This is a genomic window from Streptomyces sp. R33 (assembly GCF_041200175.1).
In the GTDB taxonomy this organism is placed as follows: domain Bacteria; phylum Actinomycetota; class Actinomycetes; order Streptomycetales; family Streptomycetaceae; genus Streptomyces; species Streptomyces katrae_B.
In genome coordinates, this window is sequence record NZ_CP165727.1 from 1,524,920 (window position 1) to 1,549,085 (window position 24,166).

The 24,166-nt window shown below is 71.1% G+C and carries 24 protein-coding genes and 2 pseudogenes; 15 read left to right on the plus strand and 11 right to left on the minus strand.

The genetic code is table 11. The features are described 5' to 3' along the window. Positions 1-26: 26 nt before the first annotated feature. Positions 27-1,028: an ABC transporter substrate-binding protein gene (locus AB5J51_RS07450; RefSeq protein ID WP_078987983.1), complete on the minus strand. Its 1,002-nt coding sequence runs from the start codon at positions 1,026-1,028 to the stop codon at positions 27-29. Between the two features lie 290 nt (positions 1,029-1,318). Between AB5J51_RS07450 and araB the strand changes: the two genes are divergently transcribed. From araB to arr, 3 genes are all read left to right on the plus strand, one after another. Continuing rightward, positions 1,319-3,013, plus strand: a complete 1,695-nt coding sequence (gene araB, locus AB5J51_RS07455; protein ID WP_053790334.1) for a ribulokinase — start codon at positions 1,319-1,321, stop codon at positions 3,011-3,013. 82 nt (positions 3,014-3,095) lie between these two features. Next, a complete protein-coding gene (gene araA, locus AB5J51_RS07460; RefSeq protein ID WP_369777218.1) occupies positions 3,096-4,610 on the plus strand; it encodes an L-arabinose isomerase in 1,515 nt (504 codons plus the stop codon). 133 nt (positions 4,611-4,743) lie between these two features. Continuing rightward, positions 4,744-5,154 (plus strand): NAD(+)--rifampin ADP-ribosyltransferase, encoded by a 411-nt coding sequence (gene arr, locus AB5J51_RS07465; protein WP_053790468.1) that lies wholly within the window; start codon positions 4,744-4,746, stop codon positions 5,152-5,154. A 55-nt stretch (positions 5,155-5,209) separates the two neighbouring features. Here arr and AB5J51_RS07470 read toward each other — a convergent pair whose 3' ends face one another. Beyond that, complete coding sequence (locus tag AB5J51_RS07470; RefSeq protein WP_369777219.1) at positions 5,210-5,701, minus strand: hypothetical protein; 492 nt, start codon at positions 5,699-5,701, stop codon at positions 5,210-5,212. Continuing rightward, positions 5,665-6,399 carry a DUF899 domain-containing protein gene (locus tag AB5J51_RS07475; protein WP_136226417.1) on the minus strand — a complete coding sequence of 245 codons (735 nt, stop codon included), beginning with the start codon at positions 6,397-6,399 and terminating at the stop codon, positions 5,665-5,667. The genes AB5J51_RS07470 and AB5J51_RS07475 overlap by 37 nt, the downstream gene beginning before the upstream one ends. A 510-nt stretch (positions 6,400-6,909) precedes the next feature. Between AB5J51_RS07475 and AB5J51_RS07480 the strand changes: the two genes are divergently transcribed. Beyond that, positions 6,910-9,732: a heavy metal translocating P-type ATPase gene (locus AB5J51_RS07480; RefSeq protein ID WP_369777220.1), complete on the plus strand. Its 2,823-nt coding sequence runs from the start codon at positions 6,910-6,912 to the stop codon at positions 9,730-9,732. Positions 9,733-9,963: 231 nt separating this feature from the next. Here the strand turns inward: AB5J51_RS07480 and AB5J51_RS07485 are convergent, their stop codons facing one another. Next, positions 9,964-10,374, minus strand: coding sequence for a four-helix bundle copper-binding protein (locus AB5J51_RS07485; RefSeq protein ID WP_053790338.1), 411 nt, complete (start codon positions 10,372-10,374; stop codon positions 9,964-9,966). Between the two features lie 327 nt (positions 10,375-10,701). Between AB5J51_RS07485 and AB5J51_RS07490 the strand changes: the two genes are divergently transcribed. The 5 genes and pseudogenes from AB5J51_RS07490 to AB5J51_RS07510 all read left to right on the plus strand — a co-directional run bounded on the left by AB5J51_RS07490 (position 10,702) and on the right by AB5J51_RS07510 (position 14,026). Next, complete coding sequence (locus tag AB5J51_RS07490) at positions 10,702-11,517, plus strand: sulfite exporter TauE/SafE family protein (RefSeq protein ID WP_369777221.1); 816 nt, start codon at positions 10,702-10,704, stop codon at positions 11,515-11,517. A 197-nt stretch (positions 11,518-11,714) separates the two neighbouring features. Then, a pseudogene (locus AB5J51_RS07495) lies at positions 11,715-11,918 on the plus strand (MFS transporter); the annotation flags it as partial. 244 nt (positions 11,919-12,162) lie between these two features. Beyond that, positions 12,163-12,603, plus strand: coding sequence for a DUF6153 family protein (locus tag AB5J51_RS07500; RefSeq protein ID WP_369777222.1), 441 nt, complete (start codon positions 12,163-12,165; stop codon positions 12,601-12,603). 110 nt (positions 12,604-12,713) lie between these two features. Further along, positions 12,714-13,346, plus strand: coding sequence for a DUF305 domain-containing protein (locus AB5J51_RS07505; RefSeq protein ID WP_369777223.1), 633 nt, complete (start codon positions 12,714-12,716; stop codon positions 13,344-13,346). 344 nt (positions 13,347-13,690) lie between these two features. Next, on the plus strand, positions 13,691-14,026 hold the full coding sequence (locus tag AB5J51_RS07510) for a hypothetical protein (RefSeq protein ID WP_369777224.1): 336 nt from the start codon (positions 13,691-13,693) through the stop codon (positions 14,024-14,026). A gap of 9 nt (positions 14,027-14,035) precedes the next feature. Here AB5J51_RS07510 and AB5J51_RS07515 read toward each other — a convergent pair whose 3' ends face one another. Beyond that, entirely contained in the window at positions 14,036-14,644 is a 609-nt protein-coding gene (locus AB5J51_RS07515; RefSeq protein WP_369780228.1) for a TetR/AcrR family transcriptional regulator, read from the minus strand. Between the two features lie 116 nt (positions 14,645-14,760). Between AB5J51_RS07515 and AB5J51_RS07520 the strand changes: the two genes are divergently transcribed. Then, positions 14,761-15,618, plus strand: coding sequence for a class I SAM-dependent methyltransferase (locus tag AB5J51_RS07520; RefSeq protein ID WP_369777225.1), 858 nt, complete (start codon positions 14,761-14,763; stop codon positions 15,616-15,618). 174 nt (positions 15,619-15,792) lie between these two features. Here the strand turns inward: AB5J51_RS07520 and AB5J51_RS07525 are convergent, their stop codons facing one another. Further along, on the minus strand, positions 15,793-17,019 hold the full coding sequence (locus AB5J51_RS07525) for an MFS transporter (protein ID WP_369780229.1): 1,227 nt from the start codon (positions 17,017-17,019) through the stop codon (positions 15,793-15,795). Then, entirely contained in the window at positions 17,016-18,380 is a 1,365-nt protein-coding gene (locus AB5J51_RS07530) for an NAD(P)-binding domain-containing protein (protein WP_369777226.1), read from the minus strand. The genes AB5J51_RS07525 and AB5J51_RS07530 overlap by 4 nt, the downstream gene beginning before the upstream one ends. A gap of 114 nt (positions 18,381-18,494) precedes the next feature. Between AB5J51_RS07530 and AB5J51_RS07535 the strand changes: the two genes are divergently transcribed. Together AB5J51_RS07535 and AB5J51_RS07540 are read left to right on the plus strand one after the other, a co-directional pair. Next, positions 18,495-18,857: an ArsR/SmtB family transcription factor gene (locus AB5J51_RS07535; RefSeq protein ID WP_369777227.1), complete on the plus strand. Its 363-nt coding sequence runs from the start codon at positions 18,495-18,497 to the stop codon at positions 18,855-18,857. After that, positions 18,854-19,348 carry an N-acetyltransferase family protein gene (locus AB5J51_RS07540; protein ID WP_369777228.1) on the plus strand — a complete coding sequence of 165 codons (495 nt, stop codon included), beginning with the start codon at positions 18,854-18,856 and terminating at the stop codon, positions 19,346-19,348. Before AB5J51_RS07535 ends, AB5J51_RS07540 begins: the two co-directional genes overlap by 4 nt. A gap of 2 nt (positions 19,349-19,350) precedes the next feature. On the opposite strand, the gene AB5J51_RS07545 is transcribed toward AB5J51_RS07540, so the two are convergent. The 4 genes from AB5J51_RS07545 to AB5J51_RS07560 all read right to left on the minus strand — a co-directional run bounded on the left by AB5J51_RS07545 (position 19,351) and on the right by AB5J51_RS07560 (position 22,227). Beyond that, entirely contained in the window at positions 19,351-19,908 is a 558-nt protein-coding gene (locus AB5J51_RS07545; RefSeq protein WP_369777229.1) for a DinB family protein, read from the minus strand. Positions 19,909-20,025: 117 nt separating this feature from the next. Then, positions 20,026-21,084 carry an ArsO family NAD(P)H-dependent flavin-containing monooxygenase gene (locus AB5J51_RS07550; RefSeq protein ID WP_369777230.1) on the minus strand — a complete coding sequence of 353 codons (1,059 nt, stop codon included), beginning with the start codon at positions 21,082-21,084 and terminating at the stop codon, positions 20,026-20,028. Continuing rightward, complete coding sequence (locus AB5J51_RS07555; RefSeq protein WP_369777231.1) at positions 21,081-21,872, minus strand: aquaporin; 792 nt, start codon at positions 21,870-21,872, stop codon at positions 21,081-21,083. The genes AB5J51_RS07550 and AB5J51_RS07555 overlap by 4 nt, the downstream gene beginning before the upstream one ends. 40 nt (positions 21,873-21,912) lie before the next feature. Beyond that, on the minus strand, positions 21,913-22,227 hold the full coding sequence (locus AB5J51_RS07560) for an ArsR/SmtB family transcription factor (RefSeq protein ID WP_369777232.1): 315 nt from the start codon (positions 22,225-22,227) through the stop codon (positions 21,913-21,915). A 360-nt stretch (positions 22,228-22,587) separates the two neighbouring features. Between AB5J51_RS07560 and AB5J51_RS07565 the strand changes: the two genes are divergently transcribed. The 3 genes and pseudogenes from AB5J51_RS07565 (at position 22,588) to AB5J51_RS07575 (ending at position 24,153) form a co-directional block, all read left to right on the plus strand. Then, complete coding sequence (locus AB5J51_RS07565; RefSeq protein WP_053790350.1) at positions 22,588-23,007, plus strand: arsenate reductase ArsC; 420 nt, start codon at positions 22,588-22,590, stop codon at positions 23,005-23,007. After that, positions 22,991-23,203, plus strand: a pseudogene (locus AB5J51_RS07570) (hypothetical protein); the annotation flags it as partial. The gene AB5J51_RS07565 and the pseudogene AB5J51_RS07570, both read left to right, overlap by 17 nt. 119 nt (positions 23,204-23,322) lie before the next feature. Beyond that, entirely contained in the window at positions 23,323-24,153 is an 831-nt protein-coding gene (locus AB5J51_RS07575) for a DUF2182 domain-containing protein (protein WP_369777233.1), read from the plus strand. Positions 24,154-24,166 lie beyond the last annotated feature (13 nt).

Here is a 24,166-nt window from a genome sequence, read left to right on the forward strand (position 1 = left end):
CTCCTCCGGAACCGGCACGTGCGGTTTCAGTAGTTCCGGGACGGCAGCGCGGCCGCGGCCTTGTCCTGCGGGAAGACACCCTCCACGGTCTCGACACGAGCCGGCACGCTCTCCCCCGCCGCAACCTTCCTGGTCAGCTCCATCAGCTGGTCGCCGAGCATCGGGTTGCACTCCACCACGACGTTGATCTTGCCTTCGGTCATCGCGACGAAGGCGTCCTTGATCCCGTCCACCGAGATCACCTTGATGTCCGTCCCGGGCTTCTTGCCGGACTCCTCGATGGCCTGGATGGCGCCGAGGGCCATGTCGTCGTTGTGGGCGTAGAGGACGTCGATGTGGTTCTGGGACTTCAGGAACGCCTGCATGACCTCCTTGCCCTTGGCGCGGGTGAAGTCGCCCGACTGCGAGGCAACGATCTTGAACTTGCCGTCGGCGCGGATGGCGTCGGCGAAGCCCGCCTTGCGGTCGTTGGCGGGTGCGGAGCCCGTGGTGCCCTGGAGCTCGACGATGTTGACCGGGCCCTGCTCGTTCGCGTACGCACCGGTCAGCCACTCGCCCGCGGACTTGCCCTCCTTGACGAAGTCGGAGCCCAGGAAGGTCTTGTAGAGGGAGGTGTCCTTGGTGTCCACGGCGCGGTCGGTGAGGATCACCGGGATGCCCGCGTCCTTGGCCTCCTTCAGCACCGTGTCCCAACCGGACTCCACGACCGGCGAGAAGGCGATGACGTCGACCTTCTGCTGAATGAAGGTGCGGATCGCCTTGATCTGGTTCTCCTGCTTCTGCTGTCCGTCGGAGAACTTGAGGGTGATCCCGGCCTTCTTCGCCGCCTCCTGGACGGACTTGGTGTTCGCGGTACGCCAGCCGCTCTCGGCGCCGACCTGGGCGAAGCCGAGGGTGATCGTGCCGCCGGAGCCTCCTCCCTTGGCCGCCGAGGAGGGGCCGGGGGCGGGGCTCTTGGTCGAGCAGGCGGTCAGCGCCGAGGAGACGAGAAGGGCGGCGGTGAGGACGAGAGCTGCTCTGCGGGCCATGTCGATGTCCTTTCGGGACGTACGGAAGAGGCGCCGCGGGGCCGGGGCCGGGCTTTGCCCAAGCGGACGCTGACGCATTGTGAGCGTTAACAAGCACCGTTCTCAACCCCCGTGCGCACGTTTCCTGTCCGTTACCGTGGCAGGTGCGGGCAACGAGGTCGGCCTCTTGCCTCGGGACATTGTTAGCGCTCACACTACGGTGGGATCACCGCCCGACCGTCAGGATCGCGGGCGGCAACTCCGCATGCCGGGCCGCTTGCTGCCCCACGGCTCCTTCGAAAGGCACTCTGTTGACGTCACCCCATCCCCTCGCGCCCGCCCCGGATTCCGAGGAATCGGAGCAGTACACGGTCGGCGTCGACTTCGGCACACTGTCGGGCCGCGCCGTGGTGGTGCGGGTTCGCGACGGTAAGGAGCTGGCCGCGGCGGTCCACGTCTACCGGCACGGCGTCATCGACCGGCACCTGCCGCACGGCGGTGCGCAACTGCCTCCGGACTGGGCCCTGCAACACCCCCAGGACTGGCGGGACGTACTGCGTCGCGCCGTCCCCGAGGCCGTGGCGGCGGCCGGGGTCGATCCTGCCGCGGTGATCGGCATCGCCACCGACTTCACCGCGTGCACCGTCCTGCCCACCCTGGCCGACGGGACTCCCCTCGCCGAGACGGAGCTCGCCGGGCGGCCGCACGCGTGGCCCAAGCTCTGGAAGCACCACGCGGCCCAGTCGCATGCCGACCGCATCAACGAACTCGCCCACGCCCGCGGGGAGAAGTGGATCGCCCGCTACGGCGGCCGGATCTCCTCCGAGTGGCAGTTCGCAAAGGCCCTCCAGGTCTTGGAGGAGGATCCGCTCGTCTACGACACCTGCGCGCGGTGGATCGAGGCCGCCGACTGGATCGTGTGGCAGCTCACCGGAACCGAGTCCCGCAACGCCTGCACGGCCGGATACAAGGGCATCCACCAGGACGGCGCCTACCCGAGCGAGGAGTACCTGGCCGCGCTGAACCCCCGGTTCGCCGACTTCGCACGTACGCGCCTCGAGTTCCCCCTCTCTGCGCTGGGCTCACGCGTGGGCTCGCTCAGTACCGGGGCAGCAGCTTGGACAGGGCTGCGCCCCGGCATCGCCGTCGCCGCGGGCAACGTCGACGCCCACGTCACCGCAGCGGCGGCCCAGGCCGTCGAGGACGGTCAACTGCTCGCCATCATGGGCACCTCCACCTGCCACGTCGTGAACGCTCCCGTCCTCGCCGACGTCCCCGGCATCTGCGGTGTCGTGAGCGGCGGGATCGTCGAGGGAACCTACGGCTACGAGGCCGGCCAGAGCGCGGTCGGGGACATCTTCGCCTGGGTACTGGACCAAGGCGTCCCGTCGGACTACCTCTCCGAGGCCGCCGACCGCGGCGAGGACCTGCACACCCTGCTGACCCGGAAAGCCGCCCGTCAACCGGTCGGCGGCCACGGTCTGGTCGCCCTCGACTGGCTGAACGGCAACCGTTCGGTCCTCGTCGACCACCACCTCTCCGGGGTCATCGTGGGTCTCACCCTCGCGACCCGCCCCGAGGACGTCTACCGCGCGCTGCTCGAAGCCACCGCGTTCGGCACCCGCGTCATCGTGGAGGCGCTGGAGGCGGGGGGTGTACCGGTGCACGAGTTCATCGTCGCCGGCGGACTGGCCAGGAACGAACTGCTGATGCAGATCTACTCCGACGTGCTGCGCCGCCCCGTCTCCCTCGCCGCGTCCGACCAGGGCCCCGCCCTCGGGTCGGCCATCCACGCCGCCGTGGCCGCCGGCGCACACACCGACGTACGAGCGGCCACCGCCGCCATGGGCCGCCGACGGCCTGCCGTCTACACGCCCGACGCCTCCCGGGCCGACGCCTACGACGCCCTCTTCGCCGAGTACCGGCTCCTGCACGACCACTTCGGCACCGGTGGCCTGCTGCACCGCCTGAGGAACATGCGCGACACGTCCCACACCGCGGGCTGACCCCGCCCCGCTGTCCGTTCCCGCTTCCCCACCCGCCCGCCGCCCGCACCACCGTTGCGGGACGTCACCTTCAGGAGTCCATGTGCCCAGCCGAACATCCCCCGCCCAGGAGCTCTGGTTCCTCACCGGCAGCCAAGGCCTGTACGGAGAGGAGACGCTGAAGCAGGTCGCCGACCAGTCGCGGCAGATCGCCGCCGCCCTGGCCGAGGCCTCCTCCGGCATTCCCGCGCGCGTGGTGTGGAAGCCGGTACTGACCGACGCCGACGCCATCCGCCGGGTGTGCCTCGACGCCAACGCCGACGACCGGTGCATCGGGCTCATCGCCTGGATGCACACCTTCTCGCCGGCCAAGATGTGGATCGCCGGACTGGACGCGCTGCGCAAGCCGTTGCTGCACCTCCACACCCAGTCGAACGTCGCCCTCCCCTGGGACACCATCGACATGGACTTCATGAACCTCAATCAAGCCGCCCACGGAGACCGCGAGTTCGGGCACATCCAGGCCCGTGTCGGCGTACCCCGCAAGACCGTGGCCGGCCACGTCACCGACCCGGTGACGACCGAACGCATCGCGGTCTGGGCGCGGGCGGCCGCCGCACGATCCGAACTGGCCACCCTCAAGGTCGCCCGCTTCGGCGACAACATGCGCGACGTGGCCGTCACCGAGGGCGACAAGGTCGAGGCCCAGCTGCGCTTCGGCGTCTCCGTCAACACCTACGGCGTCAACGACCTGGTGGAGGTCGTCGACGGCGCGGACGAGACCGAGGTGGCTTCCCTCGTCAAGGAGTACGAGGACCTGTACCACCTGACGCCGGAACTGCGGCCCGGCGGCGAACGGCACGACGCGCTGCGTTACGCGGCCCGCATCGAAGCCGGCCTGCGCACCTTCCTCGAAACGGGCGGCTTCGGGGCCTTCACCACCAACTTCGAGGACCTGGGCGGACTGCGCCAGCTGCCCGGCCTCGCGGTCCAGCGGCTCATGGCCCAGGGGCACGGCTTCGGAGGAGAGGGCGACTGGAAGACCGCCGTCCTGCTGCGCGCCCTCAAGGTAGCCGCAACCGGCCTCCCGGGCGGCACCTCCTTCATGGAGGACTACACCTACGACCTGACAGCGGGCAACCAGCTCATCCTCGGCGCACACATGCTGGAAGTCTGCCCCACCATCGCGGCCGCCAGGCCCAGCTGCGAGATCCACCCCCTCGGTATCGGCGGGCGGGAGGACCCGGTGCGCCTGGTGTTCGACGCCGCCCCCGGCCCGGCCGTGGTGGTCGGCCTCGCCGACCTCGGCGACCGCTTCCGCCTGATCGCCAACGACATCGACGTGGTGGCGCCCCCTCACCCGCTGCCCGCACTGCCCGTTGCCCGCGCGGTCTGGCGGCCCCACCCCGACCTGCGGACCTCCACCGAATCCTGGCTGACGGCCGGAGGACCGCACCACACCGTCCTCAGCACCGCCCTGACCTCCGACCACCTCGACGACCTGGCGGAGATGCTCCGCCTGGAACTCGCCCTCATCGACCAGACCACCACCCCGAAGCAGTTCCGGCGCGATCTCCGCTGGAACCAGGCGTACCACCGGCTGGCACAGGGGCTGTGACCGGGCCCCGGTCATCTACTGCTCGGAACCCGATACGAATCGTGACCGGGGCGCGCACCGGACGGCGCGGACCGGCCGGTGTCCCGTCTGGATGGCTCGCCGTCACGACAGGTCGGTTTGATAGCCTGTGGCGGTGGGCGAGGCATTGGACGAGGGGCCGTTCTTCCACGGCACAAAGGCCGACCTGCGGGTCGGAGATCACCTCACCGCCGGCTTCCGTTCCAACTACCGGCCCGAGACCGTGATGAACCACATCTACTTCACCGCGTTGCGCGACGGTGCGGGACTCGCCGCCGAACTCGCCGCCGGCGACGGGGCCCCGCGAGTGTACGTCGTCGAACCGACCGGAGAGTTCGAGAACGACCCGAACGTCACCGACAGGAAGTTCCCCGGCAATCCCACCCGCTCCTATCGCAGCCGGGGACCGCTCCGCATCGTTGGGGAGGTCACCGACTGGACGCGACTGACACCCGAAGCTCTCCAGATGTGGCGGGACCGGCTGGCCGCGATCCGTACGGATGACCGCGCCGAAATCATCAACTAAGGGTTGTTGTTCCGTCAGTCACCACCGGCTCACCGCGAGATGATCTCGCTGCGGCTCACCAGCCCGTCGGCAGACCGGCGATGAACGAGGTGAGCCGGTCGGCGATGAGTCGGTCGTCATGGGCCGAGTAGTGCCCGTCACAGCCGAGGAAGTCCAGGCCCAAGTCGTCGAGGAACCAGTAGCGGACTCCGCTGTCGTCGGCGTCGTTGCGTGCCTTGACCACCTGCTGGACATGGCCGGCGTACGGGCCGGCGCCTACTGCCACGATGGTCGTCCCGGCCCCGTAGCGCGTGCGCAGCTTCTGGAGGAAGTCGCCGTAGGCGCTGCGGTAGCCGGCTGCCAGGCTGTCGGGCGTCCACGGCTCCCCGGGATTGACGGCGGTCGAGAAGTCGTTGGTGCCGAGGTTGACCACCACGAGCTGAGGGCGCCAGGTGCCCGGCTTCTGCCAGACGCCGACGTGGACTCCGACGGGGTCGATCAGGACGCATGTGCGGTCCGTGCCGCATTCCCTCAGGTCTTCTCGTATTCGTCGTGGCGGCGCAGCCAATGCGCCTCCTCGCCTTCTTCGTGGCGGCCCAGCGGTGTCCGGTCGAGGAGGCCGTAGTAGGCCATGGCGGGCTCGAGGCCGCGCGCGGTGGTGGCGTACGTCCGGTAGACGGTACCGTCCGACAGCGCGTAGCAGCTCAGCCCGGGTCCCTCGGTGACGTACCCGAGCACGTCCGTGCCGCACGCCTCCGCCATCTGACGCACGGTCGGCGGGACACCGCCCTCCAGGAAGGGCCCCAACTCCTCCTCCGTGTACGTGAAGCCGAGGTCGCGGTGGAAGTCGCTGCCGCCGGCGGAGACCCAGCCGAAGCTCCAGCCCATCCGCTCCCGGTAGGCGAGGAGCTTGTCGACCGGCGCCCGCGAGGAGCAGATCAGCGTCACGTCGCGGGCCTTGAGGTGGACCGCATTGGGGTCGAGGGTGTCCGCGATCGAGGAGCAGACCGGGCATCCGGCCTCGTACGGCGGCCCGAACATGAAGTGGTAGACGAGCAGTTGCGAGCGCCCGTCGAAGAGGTCCGCGAGCGACTCGGTCCCGTCCCGGGTTTCGAAGCGGTAGTCCTTTTCGACCGGTACCCAGGGAAGCTCCCGCCGCTTCCGCGCCAGCTCGTCGCCACGTCGGGTGAGCTTCTTCTCCTCCACGAGCAGCTCCGCTCGGGCTGCCTCGAATTCCTCCTGTGTACCGACCTTGTGCTCGGGCATTGCCTTTCCCTCCTGTGCGGGAGCAGAACACCGCATCGCGGCGGACGGTCGCCCGCGGCGGCTGCCGTCAGTGCCTGCACAGGCGTTACCCGTCGCCCTACGTCCACCGTACGCGCGCGGCGCGGCGCGAGCCCGACCAGCAGGAGCCTCGACGCCGCGATACCAGCGAGCGGGGGGCGCACCCGCGGCCTGGCCGAGGCCGGGGCCGAACACGGTGATCAGTCTGGCCAGGATGGTCTTGCGGGCAGCCGCAGAGGCATGGCGGCCGGCAGCGGCGCGCCGACGCCCACGCCGATCGCGAAGCCATAACAGTGCATCACCCATCACTACGCATGGTGACCCCCGGTCTGGGCGGGCCGGTTACGGGGCGTTCGGCGGGCTGGTGCGGAGGGCGGCCAGGCGGCGCCGGTAGCGAGTGGACCCTCGCTGCGGCCAGGTGGTCCCTGCTGACCGCCGCACGGGGTGGGCGCATGCTGGAAGGGACGATGCCGAGCAGGGAGGCGAGGGCCCATGGGCGCCGTCGATGTCACCGTGGTCGTGGCCGCCGTGGTGTTGATCGGCGGTCTGGGCTGGTACTTCTTCGGCCCGCGCCGCGCCGGGACGGCCCGGCTGGAGGGCGGTCTGCAGCGGGTGGACGTGACCGTCCGGGGCGGCTACAGCCCGAATCTGATCAAGGTCCGCCAGGGTACGCCGCTGGAGCTGGTCTTCGACCGGCAGGAATCCGGTGAGTGCACATCCCGGGTGGTCTTCCCGGATCTGAAGGTCAGCGCCGGGCTGCCCGCCCACACACGCACCACCCTGCGCCTGACTCCGGACCGGCCCGGGACATTCGGCTTCGCCTGCGGCATGAACATGATCCACGGAACGCTGCTCGTCGAGCCTGCCCAAGGGTTGGCCACGGCCGATGCGCCGCACCCTGGCGGCCCCGGCACCGCTGCTCCGCACCTGAGCCGACCAGCGCGCGAGACGCCGCCGTCGGGACCGGAGCGGTCGGCGGCCGAGGCGGAGGCGGCGGACATCGCCGAGCGCCGGGCGGAGATCAAGGATCTGACCCGCCGGGTCGCCGTCGGGGCGGTGCTGACCGCCCCGGTGCTGTTCGCCGTGATGGCCCACGAGCTGTTCGGGGCCGACTGGGTGCCGGGCTGGATGCTGGACCACTGGGTGCAGCTGGCACTGATCACCCCGGTGATGTTCTACACCGGCCGGCCGATCCACGTGACCGGCTGGCTGACCCTGCGCCACCGGGCCGCCGACATGAACTCCCTGATCACCCTCGGTACGAGCGCCGCCTACGGCTACAGCCTCCTGGTCACCGCCGCGCCCGCCGTCCTGCCCGAGGACGTGCGCGAGGTCTACTTCGAAGCGGTCGGCGTGATCCTGACGCTGATCCTGCTCGGCCGGCTCCTTGAGGCCCGTGCGAAGGCCGGCACCGGTGAGGCCATCCGCGCCCTGCTGGGCCTGCAGGCCCGCACCGCCCGCGTCGTCCGGGACGGCGAAGAGACCGAGATCCCGGTCGAAGAGGTGGCGGTCGGCGACGAGGTCGTCATCCGGCCCGGCGAGAAGATCCCCGTCGACGCCGAGGTCCTGTCCGGCTCCTCCGCCGTGGACGAGTCGATGGTCACCGGTGAGCCCATGCCGGTGACCAAACGGGCCGGGGACACCGTCATCGGGGCCACCGTCAACGGCACGGGGTCCCTGCGCGTACGGGCGGCCAAGGTCGGCGCGGACACGATGCTCGCCCAGATCGTCCGCCTCGTCCAGGCCGCGCAGGCGTCCAAGGCCCCCATCCAGCGCCTCGCCGATGCGGTTTCCGCCTACTTCGTGCCCGCCGTCATCGCCATCGCGATCGCCACGTTCGCCATCTGGTTCACCCTCGGCCCGGCCCCGGCCCTCACCCTGGCCCTGGTCTCCGCGGTTGCCGTACTGATCATCGCCTGCCCCTGCGCTCTAGGGCTCGCCACACCGCTGTCGGTGATGGTCGGCACCGGCAAGGGCGCCCAGGCCGGCATCCTCATCCGCTCCGCCGAAGCCCTGGAGACCGCCCACACGCTCGACACGGTCGTACTCGACAAGACCGGCACCGTCACCGAAGGCCGACCGGTCCTCACCGACATCCACACCGCAGACGGCTTCAGCGAGAGCGAGCTGCTGCGCCTGGTGGCCGCCGCCGAGGAGGTGAGCGAACACCCCCTGGCCCAAGCCGTCGTCACCGGAGCCCGCGAGCGCGGGCTGACCTGGCCGGCCTCGACCGGCTTCGACTCCGTCACCGGCAAAGGCGTACGGGCCGAACTCGACGGCCGCACCGTCCTCGTCGGAACCCGGCTGCTCCTGGCGGACGCCGGCATCGACACCACCCCGCTGGCCCCGCACCTCACTCGGCTCTCCGCCGAGGGCAAGACACCGGTGCTCGCCGGAATCGACGGCCGCCCCGCCGGAGTCCTCGCCGTCGCCGACACCGTGAAAGACGACTCCGCGGCCGCCATCGCGGCCTTGCAACGCCTCGGCATCGAGGTCGTCATGCTCACCGGCGACAACGCCCGCACCGCCGACGCGATCGCCTCCGAGGTCGGCATCACCCGCGTGCTCGCCGAGGTGCTGCCCGAGCACAAGTCCGACGAGATCCGCCGCCTGCAGGACGAAGGCCGGACCGTCGGCATGGTCGGCGACGGCATCAACGACGCCCCGGCACTGGCCGCCGCCGACGTCGGCCTCGCGATCGGAACCGGCACCGATGTCGCCATCGAAGCCGCCGACATCACCCTCATCTCCGGCTCCCTCACCGGAGTCGTCACGGCGATCCGCCTGTCCCGCGCCACCATGCGCAACATCCGGCAGAACCTGTTCTTCGCGCTGATCTACAACGCCGTCGGCATCCCCCTCGCCGCCGGACTCCTCTACCCCCTGTGGGGCATCCGCCTCAGCCCGATCATCGCCGCCGCGGCCATGGCGCTGTCCTCCCTGTCCGTCGTCACCAACTCCTCCCGCCTGCGCCGTTGGCACATCACCCCGCTCCCGCACTCCGCTCCGGCCCGCACCCAGCCCCGCGTCGAAACCCCGGCCGACCACCAGGTGGCCGGCGGCCCTTCGGAATCCCCGCCCCATCAGGCACCTGGCGGCGGGCAGCACCAGCATCCAGACTCGGGCCGGTCGGCCCACGAGGTCGTGGACCCCGTGTGCGGCATGCACCTGGATCCGGCCCATGCTGCGGAACACAGGGCCACCAGTACGGGCATCTACTACTTCTGCTCCGGCCACTGCGCTGCCGCGTTCGACCAGGCCCCACCGGATGTTTCGACGGCCGGCGGCGCCTCCACCCCGAAACCCGGAGGATGACCACCCACTCCCGGCCTTCCGAGTCGTGGTGGCAGCTGGCCGATCTGCCGGAACAGCTGGCCGCCCACGGCATCACCGCAGTCTGCTGAACGACCCCGCCGGACGTTCGGCCTGTTCGCACTCCCACGCCGAGCATGCGTGCGTCCGGCGCCGGTTCCCAAACCGGGCTCCCCCCAGCCCGGATGCGGGTGACCCCCTGGGCTACCTCGCTCATTTCTGCCGGCGACGCCGTCAGCCGAGGGAAGCCATGAGGTCGTTGCACGCCTGTTCGCACGAGCGGCACGCCTCGGCGCAGATGCGGCAGTGTTCGTGCATGTCCGCGTGGGAGGCGCATTCGTCCGCACACGCCTTGCAGGCGACGGCGCAGGCGGTGAGGAGGGCTCGGGTGATGTTGGCGTCGTACCCGGTGTGCCGGGAGAGGACGGCGGCGGTCGCGGTGCAGATGTCGGCGCAGTCCATGTCGGTGCGGATGCACTTGGTGAGGTCGCCCACCATCCCCTCGGAGAGACAGGCGTCTGCGCAGGCCGTGCACGCCTGGGCGCAGGCGAGGCATTCCTCGATGCAGCGGGCGAGCTTGTCCTGGTCGACGTTGCCGAGGTCGGCCGGGTAGCTGTGCAGCATGTCTTTGACGGGCGCGTTCATGACGACGGCCCTCACTTTCCCGCCGCCGACCGGAGGTGAGGTGCGCCTTCGACGAAGCCGTACGGCGTCCTAGGGCCAGGATCACACCGGCCCTCTTACGGCGCACCGCAACGCTGCGACCAGCGAGAACGGTCACCGAGCGACGCCGGTTGCCGTCGAATCCCGTAAGCATCAGGCCCTGGCTGCGGTTTTGGGGCGCGCGAGCCCCGGGGATCCATGCCTGCGCTCAGAGATCCGGACGAATCCTGAGCGGCCACCCGGTGCCTTTCCCCGAAGGTGGGGTCGTGCCGTAGCAGGCGGGCGCGGCCCCCGGCGAGGATGCCCGTCATGACCACGGACCAGAACCTCGTTCCCCTCCGCTCGACGCACGCAGCGCCTGTGGTGTTCGGTGCGGGGGCGGCCATCGGGGTTCTGGGCGGGATGATCGGGTTGGGTGGCGCGGAGTTCCGGCTGCCGCTGCTGATCGGCGTCTTCGGGTTCGCCGCGCTCTCGGCGGTCATCCTGAACAAGGCGATGAGCCTGGTGGTGGTCCTGGTCGCCCTGCCGGCCCGGCTGGCGGCGGTGCCGGCCGCCGAGGTGGCCGCGCGCTGGCCGGTCGCGGTCAACCTGCTGGCCGGCAGCCTGCTGGGGGCCTGGGCCGGAGCGTCTTGGGCGGTACGGATGCGCAGCTCCACCCTCTACAAGGTGCTGGCCGCCCTGATGGTGCTCATGGCGGCCGCGCTGCTGGTCACGCACACGACCACCCTGGACACGCTCGCGCTGCCGCTGTGGGCGCAGGTGCCCTGCGGGGTCGTGGCCGGGTTCGGCATCGGGGTCGTCGCGGCGATCATGGGCGTGGCCGGGGGCGAGCTGCTGATCCCGACGATCGTGCTGCTGTTCGGGGTCGACATCAAGACCGCCGGAAGCCTCTCCCTGTTGGTGTCCCTGCCGACGATGCTCGTGGCCTTCGCCCGCTACAGCCGTGACGGCAGTTTCGCGGTGCTCGGCGCGAACCTCCGCTTCACCGTGATCATGGCCTCTGGATCGGTGGCCGGTGCGGTGATGGGCGGCCTGCTCCTCGAGGTGTTCCCGGACCTGGTACTCATCCCCGCGCTGGCCCTGATCCTGCTTGTTTCCGCGGCAAAGCTCGCCCGTCACAAGTGACGTTGCCGAGACTCGGCATAAGGCTCGCCGTGGGCGCCCGCCGGTGGCGGGCGCGGCCGCGCCGGCGAGCGCGAGCAGCACGAGCAGCCCGGCCCACTGCCGGGCCGAATGATGCGCACTGTGCCCGGCCATGGGACGGGATGCAATCGGCCGTGCTCAGCGGGGATCGCGCAGGCCCGCCAGAGTGAGCTGTACACATCTGCGGAATCGGCATAACGGTGTGCAACCTGCTCACCGGAGTGGCACTGGACGCCGCACGCAGCGCCGGGGTGCCGGCACTCCCCTGGGCGGCGTTGGGGCTGCTCGGCCTGGCCTGCGCGGCGGCGCTCTACGCGCTGCACCGTACGGGTCGGCTGTCACCTGCCCAAGCCGAAGGAGGACGTCAACCCGTAGCCGCCTGACCGGAGCCGGGACGTACGGACAGGGTGCCGACGGCCACAGCCGCCCCCTGCCGCGGCTCGCATGCTGACGCAGGCCGCGCCGCACAGGCGTACAGGTTGCGGTGAGGTCGGCGGAGCATCGCCGACCGCACCGTCCGCGCCCGGCCAGTTCTTGTCCATCAGCTACACCCCCTATGGGTATTCATCAGTAGGGCCAGTCGACGTCGCCTCGCCACCCGCGGATGAGGCCGCTTACGATGCGGACATGCACGTCCAGGTGAAGCGAGCGAAGAAGCCCCTCGGGCTGCGCTCGTACCTGCTCCTCGTCCTCGCCGTACTCGCGGGGCTGGTGGCCATGCATGGCCTGGGGCCTGGCGCTTCCGTCCCGGCGGGCGCCCACGCGGCGGCCGGTTCCCACCACGCGTCGGCCGCCGGCCACGGAAAGATCGCCTCCGATGCTCCGTGCCACGACGGCTGCGTTCACGCCGGCGATCCGATCGACGACGGACGCGGCGGGCATGCCGAGCACGCCGATGCGACGTGCGCGGCCACCGGCACGGCCGGCGCACCGGTCCTGCCCGCGCCTGCGGTCCTGCCCGGCATCACCGACACCGAGGCGGTCCTCGCTCACGGGATCGTCCCCGACGCCACGGCTTGCGGGCGGGCCCCGCCGTCACTGAGCGAACTGCAACTCCTGCGCATATAGGGCGGCCCCGGCATACCCGGCCTCACGCGGCCGGTGACATCGCCCCTCAGCCCCGCCTTTCCTCAGTACGTCCGCATGCGCGCGTGCCTCACAGCAGGAGTTGCACCACCATGACCACCAAGCGTTCCCTGATCCGCCGCGCCACCGCAGTGGCCGCGGCCGCCACCGCCGCCCTCGTCCTTGCCGCCTGCGGCGGCAACGGCGACGACAACAGCTCGACGCACAACGGCCACAACGCCGCCTCGCCGTCCGCCTCCGCGCCGGCGCAGCAGGGCGACCACAACGCGGCCGACGTCGCGTTCGCCCAGGGGATGATCCCCCACCACCGCCAGGCCATCGAGATGGCCGATCTCGCCGCGACCCGCGCCGAGTCCGCCGAAGTGAAGAAGCTCGCCAGCGAGATCAAGAAGGCCCAGGACCCGGAGATCAAGACCCTCTCCGGCTGGCTCACCTCGTGGGGCGAGCAGCTCCCGGCCGAGGGCCAGGGCCAGGGCCACGGCGGGCACGACATGTCCGGGATGATGTCGGCCGAGGAGATGCGGCAGCTGGAATCCTCCTCCGGCAAGGCGTTCGACACCGCCTTCCTGACGATGATGGTCAAGCACCACGAGGGCGCCGTCGCCATGGCCAAGACCGAGCAGTCCGACGGGACGTACCAGCCCGCCAAGGACATGGCCGGAGCGATCATCACCTCCCAGAGCGCGGAGATCGCCCGGATGAACACCCTCCTCGGCAAGAGCTGACCCGCATCAGCACGCCGGTGCGGGCAGCCGGCAACGACTGCCCGCACCCCCGCCGGCCCACGCACCTTCCTCGGCAGTGGCCACCCCTCACCCACCGACCCGACGGCGACCTCACCGCATCTGGGCCTGATCCGCAGCACCGATGCGGGACAGACCTGGACCACCGTCTCCGCCGGAGGCGACGCCGACTTCCACTCGCTCCAGCAGGCCGGTGAAATCGTCTACGGCCTCGACAGCCAGACCTCGCAGATCCGGGCCAGCAAGGACGCCGGCGCCACCTGGGAGCGGCGCGCGAAGATCCCGGGCGGCGATCTCGCCGCCCACCCGGAGGCACCGCAGGAAGTGTGGGCGACCACCCCCGACGGGCTGCTGCACAGCACCGACGGGGGCACAAGCTTCCGGCCCGTAACCGGAGCCCCCGCCCTGGCAGCCGTGGAGCGGCCGCCCCCGACCAGCTGATCGCCCTCGCGGCCAACGGGAAGGTCCTGGCCGGCGGGGACGGCACGTCCTGGACCGAACGCGGCCACCTCCCCCAGGGCGCGCAGCCCGCCGTACTGACTGCGGCAAGCCCCGCGCACCTGCCGGCCGCCGACACGAACGACTCCGTCTACGAGTCCCAGGACGGCGGCCGCACATGGACCGTCGTGCACCGGCCGGGCCACACGAGCACAGGGCACTGACCCCGCGGATCACACCACCGGCGGCTGCCCGGCACCACCGAGCAGAACGGCCAGCAGCCGCCCTGTGATCGCCTTCGGATCGTCTCCGCGTCCGGGAACGCGTGTCATCAGCAGGTGGTGAATCGTGCCGACGAGCGCGAGCGCGATGGTGGCAGCGTCGGCACCGGCGGGCAGCCGGCCGCCGCGCTGCTCCGCCTGCAGGTAAGCGGTGAAGGCGTGCTGAATCGCGTCGAAGGCGGGCGCGCCGGCCTGAAAACCCTCCCGGGTGTGCAGCGCGGCCGCCGGGCGGGTCATCGCCAGCCCCACCACCGCCGGAGGCAGGGCCTCCAGCAGGGTGAGAGCGATGTCCTGAAGATTGGCCGCCACCGTGGCCCGCCCCACCTTGGCCTCCAGCGCCTCGGCCCGGCGGGCGCTGCGCGCGAACCGGTCCAGGACCAGCTCGGCGACGAACTCGTCCAGGCCGGCGAAGTGCGTGTGCAGGACGCCTTTGCCGCACTCCGCCTCCGTGGTGATCGCGCGGCTGGTCAGGGCTGCGGCGCCGTCGCGGGCCACCACGCGCTCCGCGGCCGCGAACAGCCGCTCGCGCAAGTCGGGAATCGCCACTCCACGAGGTGACACAACGGCCCCTTTCTTCAAGCCCATTGAAAGTATGGGCGATCGCCCATATTGTTTGGGCACTTGCCCATACTAGGGCCGGAGGGCTGTGCCGCGCTCCGGCGGGAGGGAGTTCACCCATGGGTCAATTCATCAACACCGCACAGGCAGAGGCGTGGAACGGCTACGAGGGCGAGCAGTGGGCCCGCAGCCAGGAACGCTGGGACGCCGTCAACGACGGCTTCAACCAGCCCCTCCTGGACGCCGCGGCCATCTCGGCAACCGATCACGTACTGGACATCGGCTGCGGAGCCGGCCGCACGACACGACTGGCCGCCCAACGGGCGGGTGAGGGCCGGGCCCTGGGGCTGGACCTGTCGGGTCCGATGCTCGAGCGGGCCGGGGCGAGCGCGGAACGCGAGGGGGTGCGCAACGCGTCCTTCGTCCAAGGCGACGCACAGGCGCATCCGTTCGAGCCCGAGGTTTTCGACGCGGCCATCAGCCGTTACGGCATGACGTTCTTCGCAGATCCGGTCGCCGCCTTCGCCAACATCGGGCGCGCACTGCGCCCGCGTGGACGACTGGCGTTCATCTGCGCGGCGGAGGCCGAGGCCAACGAATGGCTCCAGGCGCTGGCCTCACTGAAGGAGATCCTGCCGCTCGGAGGCTTCGGCGTGCCCGGCGGGCCGGGCATGTTCTCGCTCACCGACCCCGACCACACGCTCGCCCTCCTGGCTTCCGCGGGCTTCGAGAACGCCCGCGTCGAGCGCGTGGAGGCCGCCGGGAACTGGGGGAAGGACGCCGAGGACGCCGCGGCCTTCCTCCTCGACTCCGGCCCCGGCCGCCACCTGCTCGGCCAGGTCGCACCCGCCACCCAGGAGCAGGCCCGACGGGCACTGACCGACGCGCTACGCCCCTACGAGGAGGCCGGAGCCGTGTGGCTGCGCAGCAGCTCATGGCTGGTCACCGCCGTACGCGAGGGGAACACCGGCCCCTGAAGGCGGACAGCGCCACGCACAGGAGCATGTGCGCGAAGACCGCGTCAACGGAAGGCTCGGGCGGCTTCCCGTAGCTGCTGAAGGCCGGTGGCCGAGACGTCGGCGGCCTGGACGGTGAAGCCTTCCCGGGCAAAATACAGGGCGTCGCGATGCTCGCATCATGCCCCTCCTGACTCACGGAGCAGATGCCGCGTCACTCCGCCCCCACACGGCGAGGCACGCAGCCACGGCGGAGAGCACCGCGAGCAGCCCGAAGAGCCGGGGGTAGCCACCGAGTGGGCCGGCCAGGGCGGCGCCGGCCCAGGGGGCGAGGGCAGCGGCGATGTGGGCGGGGGCGCCGAGGAGTCCGGAGAGGCGGCCGTAGTGGGTGGCGCCCCACCGGTCGGTGACGGCGGTGGCCTGGAGGAGGGTGAGATTGCCTCGGACGACTCCTGCCAGGACAGCGAGGACGACGAGCAGGGGCAGCGGACCCGGGATGAGGGCGAGCGCTGCCGTGGTCACACCGCCGAGGACGATGAGGGCGAACGTGCGGGCGGTGACCGTGGTGTGGGCTGCCAGGCCCGAGTAGAGGGTGCGGCCGAGGGTCTGTCCGGCGCCGCCGAGTCCCAGGGCCCATGCGGCGGTCGTGGCGTCGGCGCCGCGTTCGGTGAGGAGCGGGATGAGGCCGATGACGACGGCGTACATGGCGAAGCCGGAGAGGGTGAAGGCCGCCGCCAGGACTACGAAGGGGCGGGTCCTGGCTACCGGGGTACGGTCGGCGGCGTGCGGGGCCGCAGGCGCTGGGGACCAGGGGACTCGCAGGGCCAGGGCGTGGCCCGGGACGGTGATCGCGGCCAGGATGAGGGCGAGGACGGCGTACGTCTGCCGCCAGCTGAGGTGCTCCGCGAGGGTGGCGGTGAGCGGGGCGAAGACCGTGGAGGCCAGGCCGCCGGCCAGGGTGACGATGGTCAGCGCCCGGACCCTGTCCGGTCCCCACCAGCGGGTGATCGCCGCGAAGGCGGGCGGATAGAAGGTGGCCGCCATCGCGATCCCGGCCAGGATCCAGCCGAGGAAGAACACGGGCAGGTCGGGAGCAGCCGCGATGGTCAGGACGGCGAGTACGCCGATGACGGATCCGGCGGTCATCACCGCCCGGGGACCTCGGCGGTCGAGTATCCGGCCCACAGGGATTCCTACCAGGGCGGAGACGAGCAGGGCGAGGGAGAACGCGCCCGTGGCCGCGTTGGCGGACCAACCGGTGTCGGCCGTCAGGCGTGGGAGGAGTACGGGGAAGGCGTAGTAGACGATGCCCCAGCTGGTGATCTGCGTGGCGCACAGGGCGGGGAGCACGGCGCGTGGCCGTGACCGAACCCCCGTTCCGGTCACGGCCGCGCCGGCCTGGATGCTGGGCACGATGGTCAGCAGCCGCCAGAGGAGGCGGGGGCTCCGATGGTGAGGGTCGCCGGGGCTGCGCAGCAGCCCCCGCCGGTCTCTTCGGCGGCCTCGGGCTGGTCGAACAGGCCGGCCCCGCCGCACACTCCGGTCTCGGGAAGGGTGAGTTCGACGCGCTCGGCGGCCTCGCGGTCACCGGCGAGGTGGGCGGCGATGGAGCGGACCTGCTCGTAGCCGGTCATGGCGAGGAAGGTCGGGGCGCGGCCGTAGGACTTCATGCCGACGAGGTAGATGTCCTTCTCCGGGTGCGAGAGCTCGCCCGCGCCGTGGGGGTAGACGGTGCCGCAGGAGTGCTGGTTGGGGTCGATCAGCGGGGCGAGCGCGGTCGGGGCCTGGAGGCGCTCGTCGAGGCCGAGGCGGAGCTCGTCCAGGAAGGACAGGTCAGGGCGGAAGCCGGTGAGGACGACGACCTCGTCGACCGGGTCCGGTCGGCGGCCGTCTTCGCCGACGAGGACCAGGCGGCCGTCCTCGGCCTTCTCGATGGCGTCGGTGCGGAAGCCGGTGACCGCGTCGGCGTGGCCGCCGTCGACAGCGGCCTTGGCGGCGAGGCCGAGGGCGCCGCGGGCGGGGAGCTGGTCGGCGGTGCCGCCGCCGAAGGTGGAGCCGCTGATCCCGCGCCGGAGGATCCAGGTCGCGTGTGTCCCGGCCCCGTCGGCTTCGTTCTTGGCGAGGTCGGCGAGGTAGGCCAGAGCGGTGAAGGCGGAGGCACCGGAGCCGATGACGGCGGTGCGCTTGCCGGCGTAGCGGGTGCGGACGGCGGGGTCCTTGAGGTCGGGGACGCGGTACGTGATGCGGTCGACCGCGCTCTTCTCGCCGAGTGCGTGCAGGCCGCTGCCGCCGGCCGGGCTGGGGGTGGACCAGGTTCCGGAGGCGTCGATGACGGCGCGGGCGAAGATCCTCTCCTCGCGGCCCTCGAGGCTGGTGAGGTGAACGACGAAGGGCTGGCTCTCACGGTCGGCGTCGACGATGCGGTCGCGGCCGGCGCGCGAGACACCGGTGACGGTCGCGTTGTAGCGGACCCGGTCGCCGAGGACGTCGGCCAGGGGCTGGAGGTAGAGCTCGGCCCAGTCGCCGCCGGAGGGGTAGGTGGCACCGTCCGGCTTCACCCAGCCGGTGGGGGCGAGGAGCTTCTCGGCCTCGGGGTCGACGACCTCGGACCAGGTGGAGAAGAGGCGTACGTGCGACCAGTCGCGCACCGCGGACGCGGCGGCCGGGCCGGCCTCCAGGACCAGGGGCTCGATGTCCCGCTCGATGAGGCGGGCGGCCGCGGCGAGTCCGATCGGGCCGGCGCCGATCACGACGACGGGCAGGGCTTCGGTGGATGCGTTCACGGCGGGCTCCCCAGTTGATTCGACGTCTGTCGATGTCCTGACGCCTCCAGAGTGGACCTTGGATCGACGTTCGTCAACATAGACAGCTGTCGAAATTTGGCGGATGATGGGGCCATGACTACGAAGGTGTTGCCGCTGCTGGAGCCGGAGGCCATGGCGGCGTGCTGCCCGCCACTGTCCGAGCGCCCGCTGACGGCCGAGGAGGCCGAGCGGACAGCCGTCATGTTCAAGGCACTGGGCGACCCGGTCCGCCTGCGGCTGTTCTCGCTGGTCGCCTCGCACGAGGGCGGCGAGGCATGCGTGTGCGACATCTCCGACGTGGGCGTCTCCCAGCCGACGGTCTCCCATCACCTGAAGAAGCTGCGGGAGGCGGGGCTGCTGTCCTCCGAGCGGCGCGGCACCTGGGTGTACTACCGGGTCGAGCCCGCGGTGCTCGCCGCCATGGGACAGCTCCTGACCCGCGCGGCCGCCGCATGAGCATCACCATCAGGCCGCTGACCGAAGGGCACGCGGATGAGGTCCTGGCGATCTACCAGGCGGGGATCGACGAGGGCAACGCCACCTTCGAGACCACCACCCCCACCTGGCAGGTGTTCGAGGCGGGCAAGCTGCCGGATCACCGATTCGCCGCCGTCGGCGAGGACGGCAAGGTACTGGGCTGGGTCGCGGCGAGCGCGGTTTCGGACCGGTGCGCGTACGCGGGCGTCGTCGAGCACTCCGTGTATGTCCACCCTGCCGCCCGTGGGCAAGGTGTCGCCATGCAGCTCCTCACCGCACTGATCGGCTCGACGGAGGCGGCGGGGATCTGGACGATCCAGTCCGGGATCTTCCCCGAGAACCGTGCGAGCCTCGCCCTCCACCAGCGGGCCGGCTTCCGGGTCATCGGCACCCGCGAGCGCATCGGCCGCCACCACGGCGTGTGGCGCGACGTGGTCCTGCTGGAACGCCGCAGCCCACGGATCAGCTGACCTCAGCCTTCCCCTCGACGCACGTCGCCGCTGTTCAGGGTGAGCTGGCGGTGGTGGAAGTCGAAGTGCTGCGTCGGGTAGCGGTAGATGTCCGCAAGCGTCATGAAGTCCTTGAAGAAGGGGTCCCAGCGGACGGGGTAGTGCATACCGCGGGCCAGGTCGGCATCGGACTCGGTGGCCAGCCGGCGCTGGAGGGAGTCGAGGACTCGGTCGAAGGCAGCGCCCATCCGGCGCGGCCCGTAGACCTTCACGGCCCCTCGTGGACCCGCGTAATTGACCCAGTCGAACGGCACGGTTCCCGCGTTCAGAAGCCGGGCGAACGCCTTGCCGGCGCCGCGTGGAAGCCGCCCGAGGACACGGACCAGGCCCAGCAGGGCCCGCACGACCATGTAGCCGAAGAGCATGTGCCACAGCAGCTGCCCGTTGGTCCACTCGGTACCGCGGGTGGACCGCGCAAGGTCCGCCTTGGAGGCGGAGTCCAGCGGTTGGTGGAAGGTGCGGCGGGCTCGCTCGTAATCCTCGTACACGGCCTGCCGGTCCATCGCGGTCGCGTTCATCATGGCCCGGCCGTCTCGTAGAGCCGCAGCGTCGCGGCCGGAACGCCCGAAAGGCCGGCCAGTTGTGAGATACGCAGTGGGCTCATGCCTCTAACGTAAATCTTCGACCCGACTCGAAGCTCAAGCCCGCAGCAGCTCCGCGATCTCGCGGGCGGCGTCCCTGGCGGGCCTGCCGACGCCGATGAGGGTGGCGGAGGCCGGGCCGGTCCAGTCTCCGTAGCCGAGCAGATGCAGGCGGGGCTCGTCGGCGGCGCGCGTGCCTGCCGTTGCGATGTGCCCGTGGGTACCTCGCAGCTTGAGCGAGGCGAAGTGGGCCAGGGCCGGGCGGAAGCCGGTGCACCAGATGATGGCCTCAGCCTGTGCGGTCGTACCATCGGCCCACGCCACGCCGTCCTCGGTGAGGTGGGTGAACAGGGGGGTGGCCGTCAGGAGTCCGGCGTCGCGGGCGGTTCGTACGGGCGGGACGGCGACGATGTCGCCGAGGGAGGCGACGCCGCCGTTGTCGGTGCGGCCTTCGTCGAGGGCGCGGCGCCGGGCGGTGGCGTGGTCGAAGAGGGCGCGGCCGTCGATGTCGTCGGCGAGGTAGCGCGGCGGGCGCTGCGTCACCCACGTCAGTGCTGCCGTGCCGGCAAGGTCGGCGGCGATCTGAGCGCCGGAATTTCCGCCGCCCACCACGATCACCCGCTGTCCGGCGAACTCCTGCGGATTCCGGTACTGCACGGTGTGGAGCTGACGGCCGGTGAAGTCCCGACGGCCGGGGACGGCGGGCAGGAAGGGCCGGGTCCAGGTGCCGGTGGCGCTGACGACCGCGCGGGCCCGCCAGTCGCCGCAGTCGGTTTCGACGCGCAGGAGGGCGCCGTCGCGGTGGACCGCCTCCACCCGCACCCCGCGCTGGACGGGCAGTCCGTACCGCTTTTCGTAGTCGGCGAGGTACGAGACGACGTGCGCCGCGTCCGGGTACGTCTCGCCGGCCTGGACGGGCATGAGCCGACCGGGCAGGGAGGAGTACGCGGCCGGGGAGAAGAGGCGCAGGGAGTCCCAGGTGTGCTGCCAGGCTCCGCCGGGTGCGGCCCGGGCGTCGAGGATGACGAACTCGATGCCCAGGCGGCGCAGGTGGTAGCCGACGGCGAGCCCTGCTTGTCCGCCGCCGATCACCACCACATCCGTGCGCTGCGTCATGCCGTGGCGTGACCCTGCTCGGTTTTGCCGCGCATGAAGATGACTGCCACCAGCGACAGGCCCACCACGGTTCCGGCCAGCTGCATGCCGACGAAGCCGGGCACCGAAGCCGGGGCGATACCGGCGAAGGTGTCGGTGAAGGCACGGCCGATGGTGACGGCCGGGTTCGCGAACGAGGTCGACGAGGTGAACCAGTACGCCGCGCCGATGTACGAGGCGACCGCGACGGGTGCGAAGCGGAGGCGGTCGGTGCGGGCCAGGCCGAAGATCAGCAGGATCAGGCCCGCGGTGGCGACGACCTCGCCGAGGAGGAGGTTCCCGGCGGAGCGGTCGTGGGTGGACCACTTCACCAGCGGCCGGCCGAACATCGCGTCGGCCAGGATCGCACCCGCGATGGCGCCGACGATCTGGGAGGGCACGTACACGGCCAGCTCACGGGCGTTCACGCCCGCGCCGCCACGGCGGGCAGTCCACCACTCGGCGAGGGTGACGGCCGGGTTGAAGTGCGCACCGGACACCGGACCGAGGAGCGCGATCAGCACGCCGAGACCGAAGACGGTGGCCGTGGAGTTGGCCAGCAGTTGGAGGGCGACGTCTTGGGTGAGTTCGGTGGCCTGGATACCGGATCCCACGACGATCGCCACCAGGGCGGCGGTGCCGACGAGCTCGGCGGCAGCACGAGCAATCAGCGGGGTGCGGGGCGGGGTGGCGCCAGGTGCGGGCTGGGGCGCGTCGGCGGCTATGACGGACTCCGTGGGGGCGGCGCCGACGGGCTCGGTGGCGGTCAAGGCTGGTTCTCCTCGGGCAGGTGAGGCAAAGCGCGGAAGGCTATGGGCAGGACCGCTTGAGGTTCGCTTCGGCGGTGGCACGCGCGGTCTGGGCGAGGTCGGCGAACTGACCGGCGAGTGCTTCGATGACTTCCGGGCGCAGGCGGTAGTAGGTGTACCGGCCGCATGGCTCCGTCTCCACGACCCCGGCCTCGCGCAGCACCTTCAGGTGGTTGGAGAGGTTCGTCTGCTTGGCACCCGTCTCCTCCACGAGGTGGGTGGTGCAGAGCGTCTCGCGGGCGAGCAGGGTCACGATCCGGAACCTGAGCGGGTCGGCCAGCACCCGGATCAGTTCAGTGTCGACTGACGTCATCATGTGCTGATACTGTCACATCAGCTGAGGCTGACACCAGCCCGAGCTGACCCTATTGGCTCCTTTGAACGGGAACGCCATGTCCACGTCTTCCTCGCCCCTTCTGCCGGACGAACGTCTGGCTGCGGGGGCCGCCCGTCTCGCCTCCCGGTACGCCGGGCACTTCGGACCGGGGGCGACGTCACGGATGCCTACCCGAAGCCGCTGACGGAGGAAGTCGTCCAGGCCGCCGACGTCGTGATCACCATGGGCTGCGGCGACGCCTGCCCCGTCGTGCCCGGCCGTCGCTACCTCGACTGGCCCGTCCCCGAACCCGACGGACACCCCAATCCCCGCAGTTGCCCGATCCCCAAGGAAGAACAGATGTCCTCCACCCCTGCCGCGTCCGTCCTCTTCGTCTGCATCCACAACGCGGGCCGTTCCCAGATGGCGGCCGGATTCCTGCGGCACCTCGCCGGGGACCGTGTCGAGGTCCGCTCCGCCGGTTCCGTGCCCGGCGATCAGATCAACCCGTCCGCCGTGGCCGCCATGGCCGAGCTCGGGATCGACATCTCCGACCAGAAGCCGAAGGTCCTCACCCCCGAGGCCGCGCAGGCCTCCGACTACATCATCACGATGGGCTGCGGCGACGCCTGCCCGTACTTCCCCGGCAAGACCTACCTCGACTGGCAGCTCGAGGACCCGGCCGGCCAGGGCGTCGAGGCCGTCCGCCCCATCCGCGACGAGATCAAGGGCCTCATCGAGGGCCTGATCGCCGAGATCGACGCCAAGTCGAAGGCCTGACCGGACCTCCCGTCTCCGGGTGGGGGCCCGCAGCTCAGGAGTGATCCGGGCGGCCGCTCTGGCCCAGGCCGACCTCGGCCTGGCCATGGGCACCGGTACCGACGCCGCGATCGCCGGGGCCGCGATGGCCTCCTCCTCGGCATTCGTCGTCTCCAACAGCCCGCGACTGCGTCGTTTCCGGCCGCTGCACCGCTGATCCGGGGGGCCCGGGTCGACAGGGATCGGCTGACCCGTTGTCGGCCGGCTCCCAGGTTTTGGGCCTTCGAGTTCTGTGATCTGCTGGAGAGGGCAGCTCGCATCCCTGGGAGGCGTTCCATGCCGCACCTCCGGCTGGCCCCGCCGGCCCCCACGCAGCCCGGTGTCCTCCTGCCCGCGCGTGACCTGGCGGTCGCATGGATCCTGATGGTCCTGCTGGCCGCCCTGGCGTGGGTGCTCACCATCGGGCAGTCCCGCCACATGGGGATGGAGCCCGGCACCATGGGCCTGGCGCTGCCCCTCTTCCTGCTGCTGTGGGTGGTCATGATGGCGGCGATGATGCTGCCGTCCGTCGCACCCGTGGCCATCACCTGGGTACGCGGGATCAACCGCCGTTCGGCCGGACCCGCCCGTGCCCTGCGGATCGCCGAATTCGTCAGCGGCTATCTCCTCGCCTGGACCGCCTTCGGGCTGGTCGCGTACGGCGCCCTGGCCGTGACCGGACACCTCGTGGACCGCGACCCCACGACGGGCCGCTGGATCGGCGCCGCCGTGTTCCTCCTCGCGGCGGCCCAGCAGTTCGGGCCACTGAAGCGAATCTGCCTGCGGCACTGCCGCAACCCGATGTTCCAGCTGCTCCAGTACTCGCGCTTCCGGCCCTGGGCGAAGGACCTGCGGGTGGGCGCGCACCACGGGCTCTACTGCGTCGGATGCTGCTGGGGTCTGATGTTGGTCCTGATTCCCCTCGGCGTCATGAACGTGGCCGCGATGGCCGCACTGGCGGCCGTCATCTTCCTGGAGAAGCTGTGGCGGCAGGGACCCTGGCTGACCTGGGCCGTCGGCCTCGCGTTCCTCATCCTGGCCGTACTCGCCCCCTTCCAGGACTGGCTCTTGCCCGGCCTGGACCCATCGGGTCCGCCCATGGAGCAGATGACCGGGTGGACAGGATGAGAGGTCGCCGTGC

What these genes read in the sequence shown, in the direction of transcription:
- AB5J51_RS07505 (WP_369777223.1), top strand. Translation starts at nt 12,714, where the DNA reads ATGACCACCAAGCGTTCCCTGATCCGCCGCGCCACCGCAGTGGCCGCG.
- AB5J51_RS07480 (WP_369777220.1), top strand. Translation starts at nt 6,910, where the DNA reads ATGGGCGCCGTCGATGTCACCGTGGTCGTGGCCGCCGTGGTGTTGATC.
- AB5J51_RS07475 (WP_136226417.1), bottom strand. Translation starts at nt 6,399, where the DNA reads ATGCCCGAGCACAAGGTCGGTACACAGGAGGAATTCGAGGCAGCCCGA.
- AB5J51_RS07540 (WP_369777228.1), top strand. Translation starts at nt 18,854, where the DNA reads ATGAGCATCACCATCAGGCCGCTGACCGAAGGGCACGCGGATGAGGTC.
- AB5J51_RS07535 (WP_369777227.1), top strand. Translation starts at nt 18,495, where the DNA reads ATGACTACGAAGGTGTTGCCGCTGCTGGAGCCGGAGGCCATGGCGGCG.
- AB5J51_RS07560 (WP_369777232.1), bottom strand. Translation starts at nt 22,227, where the DNA reads ATGATGACGTCAGTCGACACTGAACTGATCCGGGTGCTGGCCGACCCG.
- AB5J51_RS07490 (WP_369777221.1), top strand. Translation starts at nt 10,702, where the DNA reads ATGACCACGGACCAGAACCTCGTTCCCCTCCGCTCGACGCACGCAGCG.
- AB5J51_RS07550 (WP_369777230.1), bottom strand. Translation starts at nt 21,084, where the DNA reads ATGACGCAGCGCACGGATGTGGTGGTGATCGGCGGCGGACAAGCAGGG.
- AB5J51_RS07575 (WP_369777233.1), top strand. Translation starts at nt 23,323, where the DNA reads ATGCCGCACCTCCGGCTGGCCCCGCCGGCCCCCACGCAGCCCGGTGTC.
- AB5J51_RS07450 (WP_078987983.1), bottom strand. Translation starts at nt 1,028, where the DNA reads ATGGCCCGCAGAGCAGCTCTCGTCCTCACCGCCGCCCTTCTCGTCTCC.
- AB5J51_RS07520 (WP_369777225.1), top strand. Translation starts at nt 14,761, where the DNA reads ATGGGTCAATTCATCAACACCGCACAGGCAGAGGCGTGGAACGGCTAC.
- AB5J51_RS07485 (WP_053790338.1), bottom strand. Translation starts at nt 10,374, where the DNA reads ATGAACGCGCCCGTCAAAGACATGCTGCACAGCTACCCGGCCGACCTC.
- AB5J51_RS07565 (WP_053790350.1), top strand. Translation starts at nt 22,588, where the DNA reads ATGTCCTCCACCCCTGCCGCGTCCGTCCTCTTCGTCTGCATCCACAAC.
- AB5J51_RS07545 (WP_369777229.1), bottom strand. Translation starts at nt 19,908, where the DNA reads ATGATGAACGCGACCGCGATGGACCGGCAGGCCGTGTACGAGGATTAC.
- AB5J51_RS07500 (WP_369777222.1), top strand. Translation starts at nt 12,163, where the DNA reads ATGCACGTCCAGGTGAAGCGAGCGAAGAAGCCCCTCGGGCTGCGCTCG.